Here is an 18,314-nt window from a genome sequence, read left to right as displayed (position 1 = left end):
TTGTGGGAAGCAGACATTAAAAAAGAGCGCTTGGCGCTCTTTTTTAATGTCTCTCATATTCAGAGGAGGCTGTCGATATCATAGTCAAAACTGCTGTCTATCTCCTGTAGTTCCTTCAACAGACGATGTTTATCTTTCAGCGCTTCGATTTCACGCCATTTGCGCTTCTTGTTGGAGCTTCGAGAGCGGCTTGGTCTTTCAACGACTTCGTCTAGCGCACTACCATAATCCAAACGATCCATGGCAACCTCCTGTTGTTGTATGTTTTATCAACATTTAAATATCATACTTGGCAAACAGGGTGCAAGAAGAATGTTTCTATTTTGTTAAACTTGAGTGATACTTTGATGAAGGCGTATAGACAAGATGGCGGGCAAAAAAATACCAGCCAGTGGAGCTGGCTGGTATCTGTTGATTTACAAGGTTAACGGGCTAGATTTTTCCTTGTCTGAAGAGATTGATCAGGGCATTGCTGGAAGCATCCAGATCCTGGCTGTTTTGCTCTGCGCCGATACGCGACAGCACTTCATTCCCCAGCGTTTTACCCAGCTCAACTCCCCATTGATCGAATGAGTTGATATCCCAGATAGCGCCCTGAACCAGGGTTCTGTGTTCGTAAAGAGCAATTAAGGCGCCCAGGGTTATTGGGGTCAGCTTGTCCATCAACAGGGTATTGCTCGGCTTGTTGCCTTCCATGACCTTATGTTTGGCAATAAGCTGTTTCTCAGCCTCTGAGAGTGGGCTGTCGGCCAGTTCGGCCAAGGCTTCATCGAAGGTTCGTCCTTGCATCAGCGCCTGGGTCTGACCAAAACAGTTTGATGCCAGCTGAGCGTGATGCTCACCGATAGGATTATGGCTTTGCAACGGCAGGATAAAGTCTGCCGGGATCAATGCCGTACCTTGGTGCAACAGCTGGTGGTAGGCGTGTTGGCCATTGGTGCCTTCTCCGCCCCAAATAACCGGCCCTGTGCTGTAATCAACTGAATTGCCGTCCAGAGTGGCGGACTTGCCGTTACTCTCCATATCCAGCTGCTGGAAATAGGCCGGAAGCCCTCTGAGGTAGTGATCATAGGTCAACACCACGTGGGACTGGGCATTGAAGAAATTGTTGTACCATACAGAGAGCAGGCCCATGATCACCGGCATATTCTGCTCAAGAGGTCTGGATGCGAAATGTACATCCATTGCTCTGGCGCCGGCCAACAGTGCCTTGAAGTTATCCATGCCTATCAGGGCGGCTATGGGCAAACCTATGGCCGACCAGAGAGAATAGCGCCCGCCAACCCAATCCCACATGGGGAAGATGTTGTCTTCATCTATGCCAAACGCCGTTGCCTTGGCGACATTGGAGGTAATTGCCGCAAAGTGCTTGCCGATATCCTGCTGTGAACCGCCTTTGGCCAGGAACCACTCTTTGGCGCTGAGGGTGTTGGTCAGGGTTTCCTGAGTGCCAAAGGATTTTGACGACATCAGGAACAGGGTGGTTTCAGGATCCAGCTTCTTCAGTTTTTCACTGATGGCCGTGCCGTCGACATTGGCGACGAAGTGACACTGTAGCTTACCGTTCCAATAGGGACGCAGGGCCTCGGAGATAATCTTGGGGCCGAGGAAGGAACCGCCAATTCCGATGGAGACAAGATCTGTGATCTTCTTGCCGGTATAGCCGCGCCACTGACCTGAATAGAGCGCCTCGACAAAAGCCTCCATTTGAGCCAGGGTTTGCTGAACTTCAGGGACTACATTGACGCCATCGACGCGAATATCCGCATCGGCCGGCGCTCTCAGAGCTGTGTGCAACACGGCACGCTGCTCCGTAGTATTGATTGCTTCGCCGGCAAACATAGCCGCTATTTTTTGCTCAAGTCCGGCTTCACGGGCGAGTTTGAGCAGCTCCTGCAGCACGGCATCAGTGAGGCGGTTCTTGGAGTAATCCAACAGCAGTCCACAGTCTTTGAGCGATAGCTGTTCAAAGCGCTGCGCGTTTTCGGCAAAGAGTTCACGCATGTGAGGCAGGTCTGCACTCATCGCCTTGAGAGCCTGCCAGCTAGCGGATTGAGTCAAATGTGTCATGAGTTGTCCCTGATCTTCAATTTCAGCACAGACCTTGTTTAGCTCAGTTTAGCCTTGAGCATGGTCTCGAGTTTGCCCTGATCTATGGCAAAGTTACGGATACCTTCAGCCAGTTTTTCCACTGCCATGGGATCTTCGTTGAACTCCCAGCGGAACTCAGCCTCGGTCAACGGCTTGGGTGGTTCTTGGGTTTCAGTGGCAGGTTGCAGCTTGGTCACTATTTGGGTGTCTGAGTTGGCCAGTTCTTCCAGCAAAGATGGGCCTATAGTCAGGCGATCACAGCCGGCGAGCTCAATGATTTCACCTGTGTTACGGAAGCTGGCACCCATAACCACTGTCTGATAACCATGCTGTTTATAGTAGTTGTAGATCTGGGTTACTGAGACCACGCCTGGATCTTCACTGGCGCTATAGTCCTTGCCGGTGTTCTTCTTGTACCAGTCGAGAATACGGCCGACGAAGGGCGAGATCAGGTAAACTCCGGCTTCGGCGCAGGCTCTGGCCTGGGCGAAACTGAACAAGAGTGTCAGGTTGCAGTTGATACCGTTTTGCTCCAACTCCTTGGCGGCACAGATGCCTTCCCAGGTGGAAGCCAGTTTGATCAGAATGCGTGACTTATCGATACCGGCTGCTTCATAGAGCTTAACCAGCTTATAGGCCTTGGCGATGGAGCCGGCTTTATCGAATGACAGGCGGGCATCTACTTCGGTTGAAATACGTCCCGGTACCAGCTTGAGAATTTCCACCCCTATGTTGACCGCCAGCTTGTCTGCGGCGTCTTCCAGTTGTTGCTGCGGATCCTGGCTCTGAGATTTGGCCCAGGAAATAGCATCATCGATCAGTGGGGCATACTCAGGGATCTGAGAGGCTTTAAGGATCAGTGATGGGTTGGTGGTGGCATCTTGCGGATGATAGAGCTTGATCGCCTCGATGTCGCCGGTATCAGCAACTATGGTTGTAACGGATTTGAGTTGCGTGAGTGTGTTTGCCATGAAAAACATCCTTCTCAGATTGAGGCCGTTTACGCGGGGATTGCATGACGCTATTAAAAGCGATTTTGCCCTCGTTTCCAACCAGGATTGAAAAAAAATTACAAAAATGGTGAGAAATTGTCAATGAGGGCCGTTTTCGGTTAAAGGAAGTGTACTCCCATAACCGGGGGAATTCTAATGACACAAAGGCTGAAAACAAAAAAGTCGCTGCAGGGCAGCGACTTTTCCAGAAGAAGTTCAGCTTACTTCAGCAGAGCTTCTTTTTCTTTAAAGCTCATGTGAGCTTCAATACGGCGGTTAACCTTGTTGGCTTCAGCAGAAGAACCCTGCATCAGCGGCTGGCTTTCACCGTAGCCCTTGGCGTTGATACGGCTGGCATCGATGCCATACTGGTCAACCAGTACTTTGGCAACTGCGTCGGCACGTTTCTGAGACAGCCACTGGTTGTAATCGGCTTTACCAGGCAGTGATGCGTGGCCGGCGATTTCCAGATCGGCTTTAGGGTACTTGTTCATGAAGTCAGCGACTTTCTGGATTTCAGCCATAGAGTCGGCTTTCAGTACAGATGAGTTGTTATCGAACTCAGCCTTAACTTCCAGCTTCTCCAGCTTTTCAACATAGATAGAGCAACCGTTGGCGTCTACTTTGTGGTTAGCTGGTGTGTTTGGACATTGGTCCATATCGTCGTTGACACCGTCATTGTCGCTGTCAACTGGCTCTATGACCACTGGCGCTACTGGAGCAGGCTTTGAAGTGCTGCCGAAACGGTAGCTCAGTTCAAGACCCCAGTAGTTGCTTTCCATTGCCAGAGTGTTCCACTTTTCTTCATCGAGGTTTTCATAACGACGATACTTGGCGGCCAGTTTCAGGTTCTCTGTGATGTTGTAACCGATACCGGCACCGAAGTAAGGTGCAACACCGCTGTCACTGTAGTACTCGCTACCCCATTGTCTGTTGTTGGAAATGTGGTAGTTCATGGCACCGGCTTCAGCAGACAGGCTCCATTTGTCGGCGAAAGGCCAGAAAGCCACCAGGCCCAGAGTGGCGCCCTTGGCACCTACGTCATTGAGCTTGTTGGCATAGTCGGTCCATTCGGCACGACCCAGGTCACGATAACCCAGTTCTACACCAAAGTAATCGTTGAACAGGTAACCTGCAAACACGTCCCATGCATATGGATCGTCTTCACCACAGGTTTTCATGGTTTTCTGATCGCAGTTAGGTTCGTAGTTATTTACACCGAGGCCCGCACCCACATACCATGGGCTGAGCTCGTCTGCTGCAGATGCTGCAAAAGGCATCATAGATGCGAGCAACAATACTTTAAATGTCTTATTCATCATGTTCTCCAAGTCCATTGCTATTCAATTACCCAGATGTCCCGTATAGGAAACATGACTAGCACTTAATGTGGGATTTCCTTTAGTGTTTTAGCTAGCTGGGTCAATTATCCATTGAAAAAAAGCAATTTTCCACTTATCGACCAATAAATTTATTGTTCAAGATTTGCTCTTGGGCTTTGCTTAACAATTTAAAATAAAGAAAAAGCGCCTGTTTGAAGGCGCTTTTTTTATTTTTGGCAAACAATTTTATAACTAAATTATTTGTCTATTGTTTAGCTAAGGTTCAGCTTAACGGGTCCAAATCCAGTTCTCGATATACTCAGGATCCACACCATTGGCCTTGATATAATTTCTATGATCAACCAAGCGTTGTAACATATCTGTGGTAATCGCAACGTGGCGGGTTTCATCGATAACACCTTGCTGGAATAGTTTGTAAGCCATATCTATTACCAGGTGATAACGGGAAGTACCGTTACGAACACCCATATCAAATGGTGTGGTGGTTGAACCTTCCTCTTCATAACCTTTGATTCTGAATCTGTGACTACCTTTGTAATCGAAGATCAGTTTTTTGATGGTGTTTGGATAACCGTGATAGTTAAATACCACACCTTTATTTTCGGTGAATATCTCATCCATCAACCAAGGTTTTTCCTGGAACTTGAGGCTACCCAGACCACTGCTGTGTAATTCAGTGACGCTGACAAAGCGGATACGCACTCTTGGCAGGAGTTCACGAATTAATACCAATGCCGCCATACACTCCTGAGTGACATAGTCACCACAGCCAGCCAGGACGACATCAGGGTTTTCATCAGAGGCAAAGTCCCAGACCATTACACCGTCTTTGGCCTGTTTACGGGCTTCATCAAGGCTCAGCCATTGAGGCAGCTCTTTCTTACCGGCGACCAGAATGTTCAGTTTGTCGCGGTCGGCGAAAGCGCGTTCTGTGTAAACCAGAGTGGTGTTGGCATCCGCGGGCAGATAAGCCGAGATAATCTTCGGATGTTTCTCAAGCATGGCGCCCAGGAAAGAAGGGTTCTGGTGAGAGTAACCGTTGTGATCCTGACGTTCCAGCAGAGAGGAAAGCACCACGTTGCAAGCCGGCAGCGGCTTACGGAAGTGAACCCCTTGGCTGGCATAGACATACTTACAGTATTGGTCAGCCATGGAAGACACTACCTGAGAGAAAGACTCATAGGTAGGGAACATGGCGTGACGGCCGGTAACTGTGTAGCCGTGCATCATGCCAAACAGCAGGTTTTCAGACAACAGCTCCATGACCCGACCATCGCGGCTCATATCTTCATCCCAGCTTTCAATCGGCCATTGCCAGGCGCGATCTGTCGCTTCGAATACGGCTTGCAGCTGGTTGGAGTAAGTTTCGTCAGGGCTGAAGATCCGCAGGTTGCGCTGATCTTTATTGAGGCGGAAGGCTTCGCGCATCCACTGACCCATTTTCAGCATGGAATAACCACGATGACCTCTTGGAACTTCGGGGCCATAGGCCAGTTTTTCCAGATCAGGATTGCTGAGGGCGCGCACCACTTCACCACCATAGCTCATCTTTTGACGGCCACAGCAGAGTTCTGCAGGGGGCAGCAGTGATTGGATGTCTTTGTCGAAGACAATCTGGTTCTGCTCATTGATGGAGTAAAGTTCAGAGAACTTGTAGCTGTCGAGCCAGCCATCCAATGCGGCCAGATGACCTTTGTCGGTGGCACACTTATTGACAATTACCTGGTGAGACTCGCAGTTGCCTTCGAGTTTTTTGCCATCGTATTCGGGAACGCCGGTCCAGCCTTTGGCGGTGCGCATCAGGATCACCGGCCAACGTGGCTTGACCACATCTTCGCCGTTGCGGGCACGTTTCTGGATGTCGTTGATCATCTCATAAGCCGTATCCATCGCTTTGGTCATCTGCAGGTAGACATCTTCTTCCTGCTCGCTGTCCACTATGATGGGGTGATAACCCAGGCCTCTGAATTCAAGTTCCAGCTCTTCGTGGCTCATGCGTCCCATACGGGTTGGGCCGGAAATCTTGTAACCATTAATATGCACTATTGGCAGTATGGCACCGTTGGTGGCAGGAGAAACCAGACGGTTGGCATACCAGGAAGCAGCCAGTGGACCGGTTTCAGATTCGCCGTCACCAACGAGTACAGCGGCAATCAAGTCAGGATTATCCAGAACAGCGCCCCAAGCGACAGACAAGGAGTAGCCCAGCTCACCCCCTTCAAGAATTTGTCCGGGAGCTTCGGGGTTGGCATGCGAAGGATAGCCGTAAGCCGCGGAGAACTTGCGACAGATATCTTCAATACCGGTTTCGTTGTACGGAATGGTTTCTGGATAGAAGTGGCTGAGAGAGCCTTCAAGGAAGAGGTTAGCCTGTACAGCTGGGAAACCGTGACCTGGGCCGACCAGGTAGAGGAATGGGCGCTTGTGCTTGGTAATCAATCTGTTCACGTTGGCGTAGACAAAGTTGATCCCCGGACAGGTTCCCCAGTGACCCAAGAGCCTTGGCTTAATATCACTGTGTTGCAACGGGCGTTTGTACAATACATTGTGCTTGAGGTAAATCTGTGAGGTTGCCAGGAAGTTAGTGGCCCGGACAAATTTCTTCAGTGCACCTATCTCTTGCTTTTGGGTCATATCGTGCCTCGCTTGAGCTAGCTAAAAGTGAATCAGATTATCTTGTAGGTACTATATTTGTAGTTTTATTACAAAAATGTGTCCCGCATCCAAGTTTTGAAAGTTTGTTTAGCCGGTGGCTTTTTTCGAAAGTCTCTGTGATGCCCTTGTTATTTAGGTTATAACACTAGCTTGTTCTGGTGTTTTTATGGTGAATTTACTGTCACATGAGTGATTAAGTGTGATCTTGATCACGCGAGAATTTTAGCATCCTATGCTATTTTCTCCGCCCTCAAGCGCGGCCGGCATACCTTAGTGTATGTAGGATAATTCGAAAAGAAACTGGCCGATGCTTATCCTTTTTCATTCAGGAAGGAATCTTAACCACAAATTTGGCGTCATCCAGTCAGTGATGGGCCAGGTTTGCCACGGGAAAGCTTACAATTATGATAATAGAAACTATCGAAACCATAGTCGGTTTTTTGAACTCTCTTCTTTGGGGAAAACTATTGGTTTATGCCCTGGTGGGGGCCGGCCTGTACTTTACCCTGAGGTTGTTGTTCATTCAGCTTACTCACCTGGGGCATTCTGCCAAGGTGATGGCAACCAGTAGACAGGGCTGTGAAAGTGGTTTGTCTTCATTTCAGGTGTTTTGCACCAGCATGGCCGCCAGGGTCGGGGCCGGTAATATGGCCGGTGTGGCAGTTGCCATAGGGGCCGGTGGCCCTGGAGCCGTATTCTGGATGTGGCTCATCGCCCTTCTGGGTATGGCCACGGCTATGATTGAGTCGACTCTGGCTCAGATCTATAAAGTAAAAGATAAAGATGGCCAGTTTCGTGGTGGTCCCTCCTATTATATGGAACGGGGACTGGGACAACGCTGGATGGGGATTCTCTTCTCCGTGTTTCTGATCATCGCCTTCGGCTTGGTATTTAATGCGGTACAGTCCAATACCATAGCCGGTGCTCTGGAGATCGTGTTTGATGTAAAAGAGGCCTACTGGTTTGATGTAAAAGCCAGTTATTGGATAGGTATTTTCCTGGTGCTGGCCAGCAGTGTGGTGATCATGGGTGGGCTGCGTAAGGTTGCGCGGGTCTCCGAGGTGGTTGTGCCTATTATGGCTTTTGCCTATATCCTGATCGCCATGGTCGTTGTCGGCATGAATATTGAGCAACTGCCGACCATTATTGAATTGATAGTCAACAGTGCCTTCGGCTGGCAGGAAGCGGCCGCAGGGGGAGTCGCTTATACTGTGGCTCAGGCGATGCAGTCCGGGGTTGCCCGCGGCCTGTTCTCCAACGAGGCCGGTATGGGTAGTGCCGCCAATGTGGCTGCCAGCGCGTCGCCAACGCCTAACCATCCAGCATCTCAAGGTTTTGTGCAGATGATAGGTGTGTTTATGGACACTATCGTTATCTGTAGTGCTACTGCTGCCATCATATTGCTGGCCGGTGATCTCAGCGGTGTCAACGTCAGCGAGGGAGACAAGGGGATCCAACTGACCATAGCTGCTTTGACCAACCATGTTGGTGATTGGGGCGGCCTGTTTGTGGCCTTTGCCATCTTGCTATTCTGTTTCACTTCTATTATCGCCAACTACTCTTACGCTGAAACCAATGTGCTGTTCCTTTCCAATAACAGCCGCAAGGTACTGCCCCTGTTCCGCTTGTGTGTACTCGGCATGGTGATGTTTGGCGCTGTTGCCAAGATCCAGCTGGTGTGGGATATGGCAGACTTGTCCATGGGGTTGATGGCCACAGTCAATATCATCGCCTTGGTATTGCTTTCCGGTGTTGCCATGCGGGTGATCAATGACTACCGTGATCAGTTGAGCGAAGGCAAAGAGCCTGTGTTTGACAAGAGCCAATTCCCTGAGCTTGAAGGCCATATCGAAGAGGGTATCTGGACCGGTGAACCTGTGGTTCGCAGTGACAAAGGCCTGTAACTGAATCCGGCCCAGATTGGGGCCATCGAAAAAACCACGCCATCAGTGCGTGGTTTTTTTATTTCCTGCCAGTATCATAGGTAAATCTATATGAATAAGACGGAGTGAATATGCTGATTTTGGTTTCACCGGCCAAGACCCTGGATTATGACAACCCTGCGGCGGTATCTGAATACAGCCTGCCACAGTTTCTTGAGCACAGCAGCGAGCTTATTCAGGTTTGCCGAGATCTGACTCCAGCCAATATTGCTTCTTTGATGAAAGTCAGTGACAAAATTGCCGGCTTGAATGCCGCCAGATTCGCCGAGTGGCAACCTGATTTCACCCCGGAGAATGCCAAGCAGGCACTCTATGCCTTCCGTGGTGACGTATACACAGGTCTGGATGCTGACAGCCTTGCCCCGGAAACTGTTGCTCGGGCTCAGCAGCATCTGCGTATTTTGTCAGGTCTCTATGGCCTCTTGAGGCCTCTGGACTTGATGCAAGCCTATCGGCTGGAAATGGGCACCTCCTTGGCCAATCCCAGGGGCAATAACCTGTACGCCTTCTGGGGGAATATCATCACAGATGCCATTAATCAGGCATTGGCTCAGCAAGGAGATGATATTGTAGTGAATTTGGCGTCCAACGAGTACTTCAAGGCGGTTAAAACCAAGCAGGTTGACGGGCGTATCATTACGCCTGTGTTCAAGGACTGCAAAAAAGGTCAGTACAAGGTGATAAGCTTCTATGCAAAGAAGGCCAGAGGCATGATGGCTCGTTACCTATTGGAGCAAGAGGAACAGAGTCTGGAGCGGTTAAGGGCATTCAACAGCGCCGGCTATTATTACAGTGAAGCCGAGTCCAGCACTGATACTCCTGTGTTCCTGCGGGAAGAACAGAGCTGATAGTGTTTTCCTGTATATAAAGATAAGAAAGCCGTTCATTATTGAACGGCTTTCTATATAGAAGGCGGCAGTGATTTATTGTTTGGCAGGCAGTGGCCGCAGTTCCAGTTCAGACTGTGCCATCAAATAGGCGAACTGGGCATAGGCCGCAATGTTTTGTGCCAGCGCCTTGGGATCTATCTTGTCCAAGGTATCGTTGGGGGTATGGTGGTAGTCGAAGTAATCGGTACCATCCTGGCGCAGGGAGGCGACAGGCACGCCACTGGCCGGCAGCATGGAAACGTCCGGGCCACCATAGGCGCTGTTGTCACCGGCGGCAACGCCGTTTCGCTGCATCAGCTGGGTCAGTTGCTGTAGTTTCGGCAGCACTTGCTCATTGACCTGAAAGTCAATGCGGTAGATAGGGCCAGCACCGAAATCGGATTCGGCGGCGATATAGTGTTTATCCAGCTCTGCAGCGTGGGCTTTGGCATAAGCCTTACCACCAACCAAGCCTATCTCTTCGGCCGCATAAAGCACGACACGTACTGTGCGTGCAGGTTTTACAGGTAAATCCTGGATAAGCTTCCCGGCCGCAGTGACAATCGCGACTCCGGCACCGTCATCTATGGCCCCTGTACCTTCATCCCAGGAGTCCAGATGAGCCCCTATCAGCACGATTTCATCTGGCTTGCTGCTGCCGGTGACTTCGGCGATGACGTTATAGGAAATGGCGCTGCCCTTGTTCTCGGGTGACATCTTTAACGTGAGAGTTATATCTGCAGAGCGCTTGAGCATGGCATTGACAAGATCGGCATCCGGCGCCGACATGGCCGCAGCCGGGATCCGCTTCAAGCCTTCTTCATAGCGCATGGTACCTGTGTGAGCCATACGGTCATGATCTGTACCTATCGAACGGATAACTATTGCCAAGGCTCCTTTACGCGCCGCCTCTATGGCACCTCTTGAGCGGCCACCTACGCTCTTGCCGTAACCTTTACCTGTCTTGTGGCGCTCGGTTTTCTGATCGATAAAGACAATTTTCCCGGCAACATCATCAGGATTGGCTTCTTTAAGTGCAGCCAGGCTGTCAAAGCGGACTATCTTGGCCGTAATGCCCTCTGCCGGGGTGGCAACGCTGCCGCCTAAGGCCGTGATGACCAGAGGCTGTTGGAAGGGGGCCACTATGCTGGCGCTGGCTTCACCGCGCTCCCACACTGGGACTTCCACCGCTTCCTTATAGACACGGTCAAAACCCAGTGACTGTAGCTTTTTCTCCGCCCAGGCAACCGCCATGGCGTCTTTTGGGCTACCGGCCAGGCGAGGGCCGACTTCCACTGTTAAAGATTCCACAATTTGAAAGCCGAGGTCAGAATCTAGGGCTTTTTGCTGCAATGATTCAGCAAGCAGTTGATTTGTATTGGAAGGAGAGGGGGATTGACAACCAATAAGTGAAGAAATCAACAGTGGGAGTAACAGGGCGGTTCGATAGTTTTTCATGTGTTTCCTTTGTTTTTATTAGGTATGTCCCATTTTTGAAAACAATCTAACAAAAAGTGTGCTTTATGTCCCGACTATCTCCGTAAGGCAAGGCTATATTAGGGACGGAGTTTGTATTAGGAGAATAGGCTCGTCATGAATATTGAGTTGATGCAGCAGCGAGCGGACCATGCCGTCGTATTATTGAAGGCGCTGGCCAATGAGAGGCGTTTATTTATTCTGTGCTATCTCCTGAGTGAGGGAGAGATGTGCGTTGGGGAAATGAACAAGAAACTGGGATTGAGTCAGTCGGCTTTGTCTCAGCATCTGGCTTGGTTGCGGAAAGACAATCTGGTGGCAACCCGCAAAGAAGCCCAGACAGTGTACTATTCGCTTAAGAGTGAAGAAGTGCGCGAAATCATCAAGCTGTTGAATAACATCTATTGTCATTGATGTTATTGAATTTCAGATATAAAAAAACCGGCAAATGCCGGTTTTTTTTATGCTGGTATCGAATTAAGCAGCCAGTGCTTTGATACGAGCGTTCAGACGAGCCTTATGACGGGCAGCCTTGTTCTTGTGGATCAGGCCTTTGGTTGCCATACGGTCAAGAATGGGTTGTGCAACAGCGAAAGCTTCAGTAGCCGCTTTGTGATCGCCAGCTTTGATAGCAGCGATAACTTTTTTCACGTAGGTACGCAACATAGAGCGACGGCTAGCGTTGTGTTGACGACGCTTTTCTGATTGAAGCGCGCGCTTCTTTGCAGTCTTGCTATTAGCCAAGGTGCAACTCCTAAAAACTGGATTTGATACTTTTAAAGGCCGAGGAGAATGCCCGGTTTTCGCCACTTTGTCAATGACAATGATTGAATATCCATCATAAAGATAAATTAATCCAACCTGATTTGGCTATCCTCAACCCAACTCGTGTAAGATGTGGCGCAATTCTACCAGCAATTGCTGGCATGTGACAGAGCTTAAGTGGAATTTTTGAGACTTGTCGCCGTTTATGGCGGCTTGAGTCTTCTGGGGGAATATTTGAGCAAAAAATTGGTACGGTCCGGCGCCATTGTCAGCGTCATGACCTTGATTTCTCGTGTGCTGGGATTAGTACGGGATGTGGTAGTCGCCAACTTGATGGGCGCGGGCAGCAGTGCCGATGTGTTCTTTTTTGCCAACAAGATCCCTAACTTTTTGCGGCGCTTGTTTGCTGAAGGTGCCTTTGCTCAGGCTTTTGTACCTGTATTGACTCAGTATCAGGAGAAAGAGTCCAGCGAAGAGGTCAAACTCTTATTATCAAAGGTTGCCGGTACCTTGGGGTTATTGGTAACAGTCGTGACCCTGATAGGGGTTCTGGCTTCGCCAATATTGACCGCTTTGTTCGGAGCCGGCTGGTTTATGGCCTGGGTCAATGACGAGCCTGACGGTGCCAAGTTTGAACTGGCCTCGTTAATGCTGAAGATCACCTTTCCCTATCTATGGTTTATCACTTTCACCGCCTTGGCCGGCTCGATTCTCAATACCCGGGGCCGCTTTGCCGTTTCAGCCTTTACCCCGGTATTTCTCAATGTTGCCATTATCGCCGCTGCCCTATGGTTGAGCCCCACCCTGGATAAGCCTGAAATAGGTTTGGCCTGGGGGGTGTTTTTTGGTGGTGTGATTCAGTTTTTGTTTCAAATTCCTTTTCTGCTGCAGGAAAAAGCCCTGGTCCGGCCCTCATGGGGCTGGAATCATCCGGGAGTGGTCAAAATCCGTACTCTGATGATCCCGGCACTGTTTGGGGTATCTGTGTCGCAAATTAACCTGATGCTGGATACCTTTATTGCCAGTTTCCTGGTCACAGGTTCTATCAGTTGGCTCTATTATTCAGACCGTTTGTTGGAGTTTCCGCTGGGATTATTTGGTATTGCCATCGCCACTGTTATTTTACCTGCTCTATCCAAAAACCATGTCAATGCCGAGGGTGAGGGCTTTGGTCGCACCATGGATTGGGGGATTCGTGCCATTATGCTGCTGGGTTTACCGGCCATGATGGGGCTGATTGTATTGGCTCAGCCGATGTTGATGGTGCTTTTTATGCGTGGCGCCTTTAGCATCAGTGACGTGGAAATGGCTTCCTATTCTCTGGTGGCCTACGGCACAGGTTTGTTGAGTTTTATGCTGATCAAGGTACTGGCGCCCGGATATTATGCCCGTCAGGACACCAAGACACCTGTGCGTTATGGCATCATTGCTATGGTTAGCAACATGGGTTTCAATATTATTTTTGCCGTGCCATTTGGATATGTGGGGCTGGCGATCGCCACTTCTCTGTCTGCTTTACTCAACGCTTCCCTGTTATATCGCGGTTTGCATCTGGCCGGTGTTTATCGAGTCAGCAAACAAACAATCATCTTTTTTATCAAGGCATTACTTGCTACTGTCGTGATGGTGGCCCTGTTGCTCTACTTTTCTCCAGAGCAGGCGCAATGGCTTGGCTGGTCGTTTGTTGAGCGAATCAGCCATCTGTTTGCCCTGATCTTAGGCGGCGCTCTGGGGTATTTTATTGCACTGGTGCTGCTTGGGATCCGTCCATGGCGGCTCAAAGCCCGGAACTGAGGGCTGATTCTGCTGCCGAGCTGTTATATAATCCGCCAATTTACGTTTAAGCGGTCGTTGATTTCATGGAACTGATTCGCGGAATACACAATATATTGCCGGCCCATCGCGGTTGTGTGCTCACCATAGGTAACTTCGATGGTGTGCACAGGGGCCATGCCGAAGTGATAGCCAATCTGGTCAAGAAGGCACGTCACTTTGGTTTACCGGCCACCCTGATGACATTTGAGCCGCAACCGCAGGAACTGTTTCGCGGCCAGGATGCCCCTGCGCGGTTGAGCCTGCTTCGCGACAAGGTCAAACTGCTTGCAGAACTTGGAATAGACAGGCTTGTGTGTGTCAATTTCAATCAAAAGTTTGCCCAAGTGCCGGCCAAGGAGTTTGTCGAAGAGCTGCTGGTGCGTAAACTTGGGGTCAAGTATCTGGTAGTCGGTGACGATTTCTGTTTTGGACGGGCTCGTCAGGGCAATTTTGAGCTGCTTCGCTCTGCTGGTGAACAGCACGGTTTTGCGGTAGTCAGTACCCAAAGCTTTTTGGTTGGCGATCACAGGGTCAGTTCCACCATGGTCAGAGATGCGCTGGCCAAGGGCAATCTTGAGCAGGCCAGACGTTTATTGGGACATCCCTATACTCTCAGTGGTAAGGTGGCCCATGGGAAAAAGCTGGGCCGGACGCTGGGGTTCCCCACTGCCAATATCGCCATGAAGCGCAAGGTGGTTCCTGTGAGGGGCGTATTTGCGGTCAGGCTCTGGTGGGATGGCAGTGAGCAATACGATGGTGTTGCCAATGTGGGTTTTCGCCCCACGGTTCAGGGACAAAATTGCCAGTTGGAAGTGCACCTGTTTGACTTTGAAGGTGACCTCTACGGGCGTAAAGTAGAAGTGGAATTAGTGGCCAAGATCCGTGACGAGAAACCGTTCGAGTCCCTTGAGGCACTTAAGAAACAAATAATGAATGACGCTGATGAGGCTCGCGCCTTACTCAGCAATGAAGCAGGCTGAGCTCTCTTAGCTAAATTAATGGTATAGGATCAATGAGCGACTATAAATCAACTTTGAATTTGCCGGAAACCGAGTTTCCGATGCGTGGTAATTTGGCAAATCGCGAGCCAGAGATGTTGAAACGCTGGACCGAGGAGAATCTGTACCAACAGATCCGTGATAGCCGTATTGGCCGCAAGCTGTTCATTCTGCACGATGGCCCTCCATATGCGAATGGCGATATTCATATTGGTCACTCAGTTAACAAGATCCTCAAAGATATTATTATCAAATCCAAGACCTTGTCGGGGTTTGATGCGCCTTACGTGCCAGGTTGGGACTGCCATGGTCTGCCGATTGAACTTAAGGTAGAACAGAAAGTCGGTAAGCCAGGGCAGAAAATCTCTGCTGCCGAGTTTCGTGACGAGTGCCGTAAGTATGCCGCCAAACAGGTGGATGGCCAGCGCAATGACTTTATCCGTCTCGGCGTGCTCGGTGACTGGTTTAAACCTTACCTGACCATGGATTTCAGCACTGAGGCCAACATCATTCGCTCATTGGCCAAAGTGATTGACAACGGCCACCTGCACAAAGGGGTTAAGCCGGTGCATTGGTGTACCGACTGTGGTTCTGCCCTGGCCGAAGCCGAAGTGGAATATGAAGACAAGACTTCACCGGCTATAGACGTGGCTTTTACCGCTGTGGACAAGACTAAAGTTTTGGCCGTTTTCGGGGTTACTGAGTATCAAGCGCCAGTTTCCATGGTTATCTGGACTACCACTCCCTGGACCTTACCTGCCAACCGCGCGCTGTCTCTGAGCCCGGATTTGGACTATGTGCTGGTGGAGATTGAGTCTGAAGACGGCGCCAAGCAAGCTGTTATTCTGGCGGAAGCCCTGGTGGAAAGCTGTATCACTCGTTATGGCGTCAAGAGCCATCAGATCCTTGGTCGTGCCAAAGGTGCCGAGCTTGAGTTGATGCAGTTCCAGCACCCTTTCTATGATTTCAGTGTGCCGGCGATTCTTGGCGATCATGTGACCACCGAATCCGGTACCGGTGTGGTACACACAGCACCTGGACACGGTCAGGACGACTTTGTGGTTGGCCAGAAGTACGGTCTGGAAGTGGCTAATCCTGTGGGTGATAACGGCGTTTACAAGGCGGATACCCCGCTGTTTGCCGGCAAACACGTGTTCAAGGCCAATGATGAAATTGTGGCGCTGCTGCAGGAAAAAGATGCCTTGCTGCACCGTGAAGCCTATCGTCACAGCTATCCACACTGCTGGCGCCACAAGACACCTATTATCTTCCGCGCCACACCGCAGTGGTTTATCTCCATGGATAACAAAGGGCTGCGTGCTCAAGCCATGGGTGAAATCGAGCAAACCCAGTGGATCCCTGATTGGGGACAGAGCCGGATTGAGAAGATGGTCGAGAACCGTCCTGACTGGTGTATCTCGCGCCAGCGTACCTGGGGCGTACCTATCACTCTGTTTGTTCACAAGGAAACCGAAGAGCTGCATCCAGATAGCGTGGCCTTGATGGAGCGTGTTGCTCATCGCATTGAGCAGCAGGGCATTCAAGCCTGGTGGGATCTGGACGAGTCTGAGCTCCTGGGTGAAGATGCAGCACAGTACCGCAAAGTGACCGACACTCTGGATGTTTGGTATGACTCAGGTTCTACCTTCTCCTCAGTGGTTGCCGCCCGCCCTGAATTCCAGGGGCAGGGAATTGACCTCTACCTGGAAGGTTCGGATCAGCACCGTGGTTGGTTCATGTCATCACTGATGATTTCAACCGCCATGAACGGCAAGGCTCCTTACAAGCAGGTATTGACTCACGGCTTTACCGTGGATGGCAAGGGCCGCAAGATGTCCAAGTCCATCGGCAACGTGATTGCACCACAGCAGGTAACCAACAAACTGGGCGCCGATATTCTGCGTCTGTGGGTGGCTTCTACCGACTACAGCGGTGAAATGACGGTATCCGATGAGATCCTCAACCGTAGCGCCGATGCTTATCGCCGTATCCGTAACACCGCCCGCTTCCTGTTGGCCAACCTGAGCGGTTTTGAGCCAGAGACAGACATGATCGCCATCGAAGACATGGTGGCGCTGGATCGCTGGGTGGTGCGCCGCGCCGCCAAGCTGCAGGAAGAGTTGTTGGAAGCCTATGATGCTTACAACTTCCACATAGTGACCCAGAAGCTGATGCAGTTCTGCTCGGTTGAATTGGGCAGCTTCTATCTGGATATCATCAAGGACAGACAGTATACCGCCAAGCGTGATGGTCACGCCCGTCGCAGTTGTCAGTCGGCTCTGTATCTGATTGCCGAAGCCATGGTGCGTTGGGTTGCCCCTATCCTCAGCTTCACTGCCGATGAAATCTGGCAGTTGCTGCCGGGTAAACGTGACGCCTATGTGTTTACTCAGGAATGGTTCCAGGGCCTCAAGGCCGTGCAGCTGGACTCAGATCTGAGTGATGAATACTGGGCTCAGTTGCTGCAGGTTCGTGATGAAGTCAACAAGGCTCTGGAACAGGGCCGCCGCGATAAACTAATCGGCGGCGCGCTGGAAGCCGAGGTAACTCTGTTTGCCGATGCGGCGCTGACCGAAGCTTTGGCCAAACTGGGTGACGAGCTGCGCTTTGTGCTGCTGACCTCCAAGGCTGTGGTTAAGCCGCTTGCCGATGCACCTGCCGATGCCCGTGAAACTGAGCTGGCATCACTTAAGCTCAGCGTCGCCAAGTCCGAAGCGGCCAAGTGTGACCGCTGCTGGCACCACAGAGAAGACGTTGGCCAGATCGCCGAGCATCCACTGCTGTGTGGCCGCTGTGTGACCAATATCGAAGGAGAAGGTGAACAACGCCTGTTCGCCTGAGGATAATAAACATGCCCGCAGACTGGAAACAAAGTGGCCTGCGCTGGTATTGGGTGGCTGTGTTGGCTTTTTTGGCTGACCAGCTGTCCAAACAGTGGGTATTGGGTAACTTCAAGCTGTATGAATCGGTGCAGCTGTTGCCTTTCTTTAATCTGACCTATGTACGTAACTATGGCGCCGCCTTCAGCTTCCTCAGTGATGCCGGCGGTTGGCAGCGTTGGTTATTTACCGCCGTCGCTGTCGGTTTCAGTGTGTTGCTGACCGTTTGGCTCAGACGGCAATCGGCCGGATTGTGGCGTCTAAACCTGGCTTACACTCTGGTAATAGGCGGCGCGCTGGGAAATCTTGTCGATCGCCTGATGCACGGTTTTGTGGTGGACTTCCTCGATTTCTACTGGAAAACCAGTCACTACCCGGCATTCAATATCGCTGACTCGGCTATCTGTGTTGGCGCAGTCCTGATCATCTGGGATTCATTTTTCGGCGGTGACAAGGCCGCAGCCAAGCAGAATGAAGCCAAGGAGTAA

The 18,314-nt window shown here is 50.7% G+C and carries 14 protein-coding genes; 7 read left to right on the top strand and 7 right to left on the bottom strand.

The genetic code is table 11. The annotated features are described in order from the left end of the window. Positions 1 to 59: 59 nt before the first annotated feature. The 5 genes from ON072_RS09455 to ON072_RS09435 all read right to left on the bottom strand — a co-directional run bounded on the left by ON072_RS09455 (position 60) and on the right by ON072_RS09435 (position 7,060). On the bottom strand, positions 60 to 242 hold the full coding sequence (locus tag ON072_RS09455) for a DUF3545 family protein (RefSeq protein ID WP_025010585.1): 183 nt from the start codon (positions 240 to 242) through the stop codon (positions 60 to 62). 190 nt (positions 243 to 432) lie between these two features. After that, on the bottom strand, positions 433 to 2,070 hold the full coding sequence (pgi, locus tag ON072_RS09450) for a glucose-6-phosphate isomerase (RefSeq protein WP_045283540.1): 1,638 nt from the start codon (positions 2,068 to 2,070) through the stop codon (positions 433 to 435). Between the two features lie 38 nt (positions 2,071 to 2,108). After that, complete coding sequence (tal, locus tag ON072_RS09445) at positions 2,109 to 3,062, bottom strand: transaldolase (RefSeq protein WP_025010587.1); 954 nt, start codon at positions 3,060 to 3,062, stop codon at positions 2,109 to 2,111. 242 nt (positions 3,063 to 3,304) lie between these two features. Further along, positions 3,305 to 4,405: an OmpA family protein gene (locus ON072_RS09440; RefSeq protein ID WP_025010588.1), complete on the bottom strand. Its 1,101-nt coding sequence runs from the start codon at positions 4,403 to 4,405 to the stop codon at positions 3,305 to 3,307. A gap of 288 nt (positions 4,406 to 4,693) precedes the next feature. Then, entirely contained in the window at positions 4,694 to 7,060 is a 2,367-nt protein-coding gene (locus ON072_RS09435) for a phosphoketolase family protein (protein WP_045283541.1), read from the bottom strand. Positions 7,061 to 7,485: 425 nt separating this feature from the next. On the opposite strand from ON072_RS09435, the gene ON072_RS09430 reads away from it, so the two are divergent. After that, complete coding sequence (locus ON072_RS09430) at positions 7,486 to 8,985, top strand: alanine/glycine:cation symporter family protein (RefSeq protein ID WP_044734931.1); 1,500 nt, start codon at positions 7,486 to 7,488, stop codon at positions 8,983 to 8,985. 110 nt (positions 8,986 to 9,095) lie between these two features. Continuing rightward, entirely contained in the window at positions 9,096 to 9,872 is a 777-nt protein-coding gene (yaaA, locus tag ON072_RS09425; protein WP_117199812.1) for a peroxide stress protein YaaA, read from the top strand. Positions 9,873 to 9,947: 75 nt separating this feature from the next. Here yaaA and ON072_RS09420 read toward each other — a convergent pair whose 3' ends face one another. Further along, complete coding sequence (locus ON072_RS09420) at positions 9,948 to 11,351, bottom strand: M28 family metallopeptidase (protein WP_261753133.1); 1,404 nt, start codon at positions 11,349 to 11,351, stop codon at positions 9,948 to 9,950. Between the two features lie 135 nt (positions 11,352 to 11,486). Here ON072_RS09420 and ON072_RS09415 point away from each other — a divergent pair, with 135 nt between their 5' ends. Beyond that, positions 11,487 to 11,783, top strand: coding sequence for an ArsR/SmtB family transcription factor (locus tag ON072_RS09415; protein ID WP_025011907.1), 297 nt, complete (start codon positions 11,487 to 11,489; stop codon positions 11,781 to 11,783). Positions 11,784 to 11,846: 63 nt separating this feature from the next. On the opposite strand, the gene rpsT is transcribed toward ON072_RS09415, so the two are convergent. Further along, the gene (gene rpsT, locus ON072_RS09410) at positions 11,847 to 12,113 is read right to left on the bottom strand and encodes a 30S ribosomal protein S20 (RefSeq protein ID WP_025011908.1); all 267 of its coding nucleotides are present in this window, start codon (positions 12,111 to 12,113) and stop codon (positions 11,847 to 11,849) included. 255 nt (positions 12,114 to 12,368) lie between these two features. On the opposite strand from rpsT, the gene murJ reads away from it, so the two are divergent. From murJ to lspA, 4 genes are all read left to right on the top strand, one after another. After that, positions 12,369 to 13,928, top strand: a complete 1,560-nt coding sequence (gene murJ / locus ON072_RS09405; protein ID WP_101059508.1) for a murein biosynthesis integral membrane protein MurJ — start codon at positions 12,369 to 12,371, stop codon at positions 13,926 to 13,928. Positions 13,929 to 13,993: 65 nt separating this feature from the next. Further along, complete coding sequence (gene ribF, locus ON072_RS09400) at positions 13,994 to 14,929, top strand: bifunctional riboflavin kinase/FAD synthetase (protein ID WP_028779808.1); 936 nt, start codon at positions 13,994 to 13,996, stop codon at positions 14,927 to 14,929. 32 nt (positions 14,930 to 14,961) lie between these two features. After that, positions 14,962 to 17,787, top strand: coding sequence for an isoleucine--tRNA ligase (gene ileS / locus ON072_RS09395; protein ID WP_261753134.1), 2,826 nt, complete (start codon positions 14,962 to 14,964; stop codon positions 17,785 to 17,787). Positions 17,788 to 17,798: 11 nt separating this feature from the next. Beyond that, the gene (gene lspA / locus ON072_RS09390; protein WP_025011911.1) at positions 17,799 to 18,314 is read left to right on the top strand and encodes a signal peptidase II; all 516 of its coding nucleotides are present in this window, start codon (positions 17,799 to 17,801) and stop codon (positions 18,312 to 18,314) included.

The sequence above is a fragment of the Shewanella sp. K8 genome (assembly GCF_028823715.1).
In the GTDB taxonomy this organism is placed as follows: domain Bacteria; phylum Pseudomonadota; class Gammaproteobacteria; order Enterobacterales; family Shewanellaceae; genus Shewanella; species Shewanella algae.
This window is presented reverse-complemented; position numbering and strand designations above follow the sequence as displayed.

Bases quoted from the DNA above. Each gene is read 5' to 3' on its own strand.
- ON072_RS09455 (WP_025010585.1), bottom strand. From the start codon at position 242: ATGGATCGTTTGGATTATGGTAGTGCGCTAGACGAAGTCGTTGAAAGA.
- pgi (WP_045283540.1), bottom strand. From the start codon at position 2,070: ATGACACATTTGACTCAATCCGCTAGCTGGCAGGCTCTCAAGGCGATG.
- tal (WP_025010587.1), bottom strand. From the start codon at position 3,062: ATGGCAAACACACTCACGCAACTCAAATCCGTTACAACCATAGTTGCT.
- ON072_RS09440 (WP_025010588.1), bottom strand. From the start codon at position 4,405: ATGATGAATAAGACATTTAAAGTATTGTTGCTCGCATCTATGATGCCT.
- ON072_RS09435 (WP_045283541.1), bottom strand. From the start codon at position 7,060: ATGACCCAAAAGCAAGAGATAGGTGCACTGAAGAAATTTGTCCGGGCC.
- ON072_RS09430 (WP_044734931.1), top strand. From the start codon at position 7,486: ATGATAATAGAAACTATCGAAACCATAGTCGGTTTTTTGAACTCTCTT.
- yaaA (WP_117199812.1), top strand. From the start codon at position 9,096: ATGCTGATTTTGGTTTCACCGGCCAAGACCCTGGATTATGACAACCCT.
- ON072_RS09420 (WP_261753133.1), bottom strand. From the start codon at position 11,351: ATGAAAAACTATCGAACCGCCCTGTTACTCCCACTGTTGATTTCTTCA.
- ON072_RS09415 (WP_025011907.1), top strand. From the start codon at position 11,487: ATGAATATTGAGTTGATGCAGCAGCGAGCGGACCATGCCGTCGTATTA.
- ribF (WP_028779808.1), top strand. From the start codon at position 13,994: ATGGAACTGATTCGCGGAATACACAATATATTGCCGGCCCATCGCGGT.
- ileS (WP_261753134.1), top strand. From the start codon at position 14,962: ATGAGCGACTATAAATCAACTTTGAATTTGCCGGAAACCGAGTTTCCG.
- lspA (WP_025011911.1), top strand. From the start codon at position 17,799: ATGCCCGCAGACTGGAAACAAAGTGGCCTGCGCTGGTATTGGGTGGCT.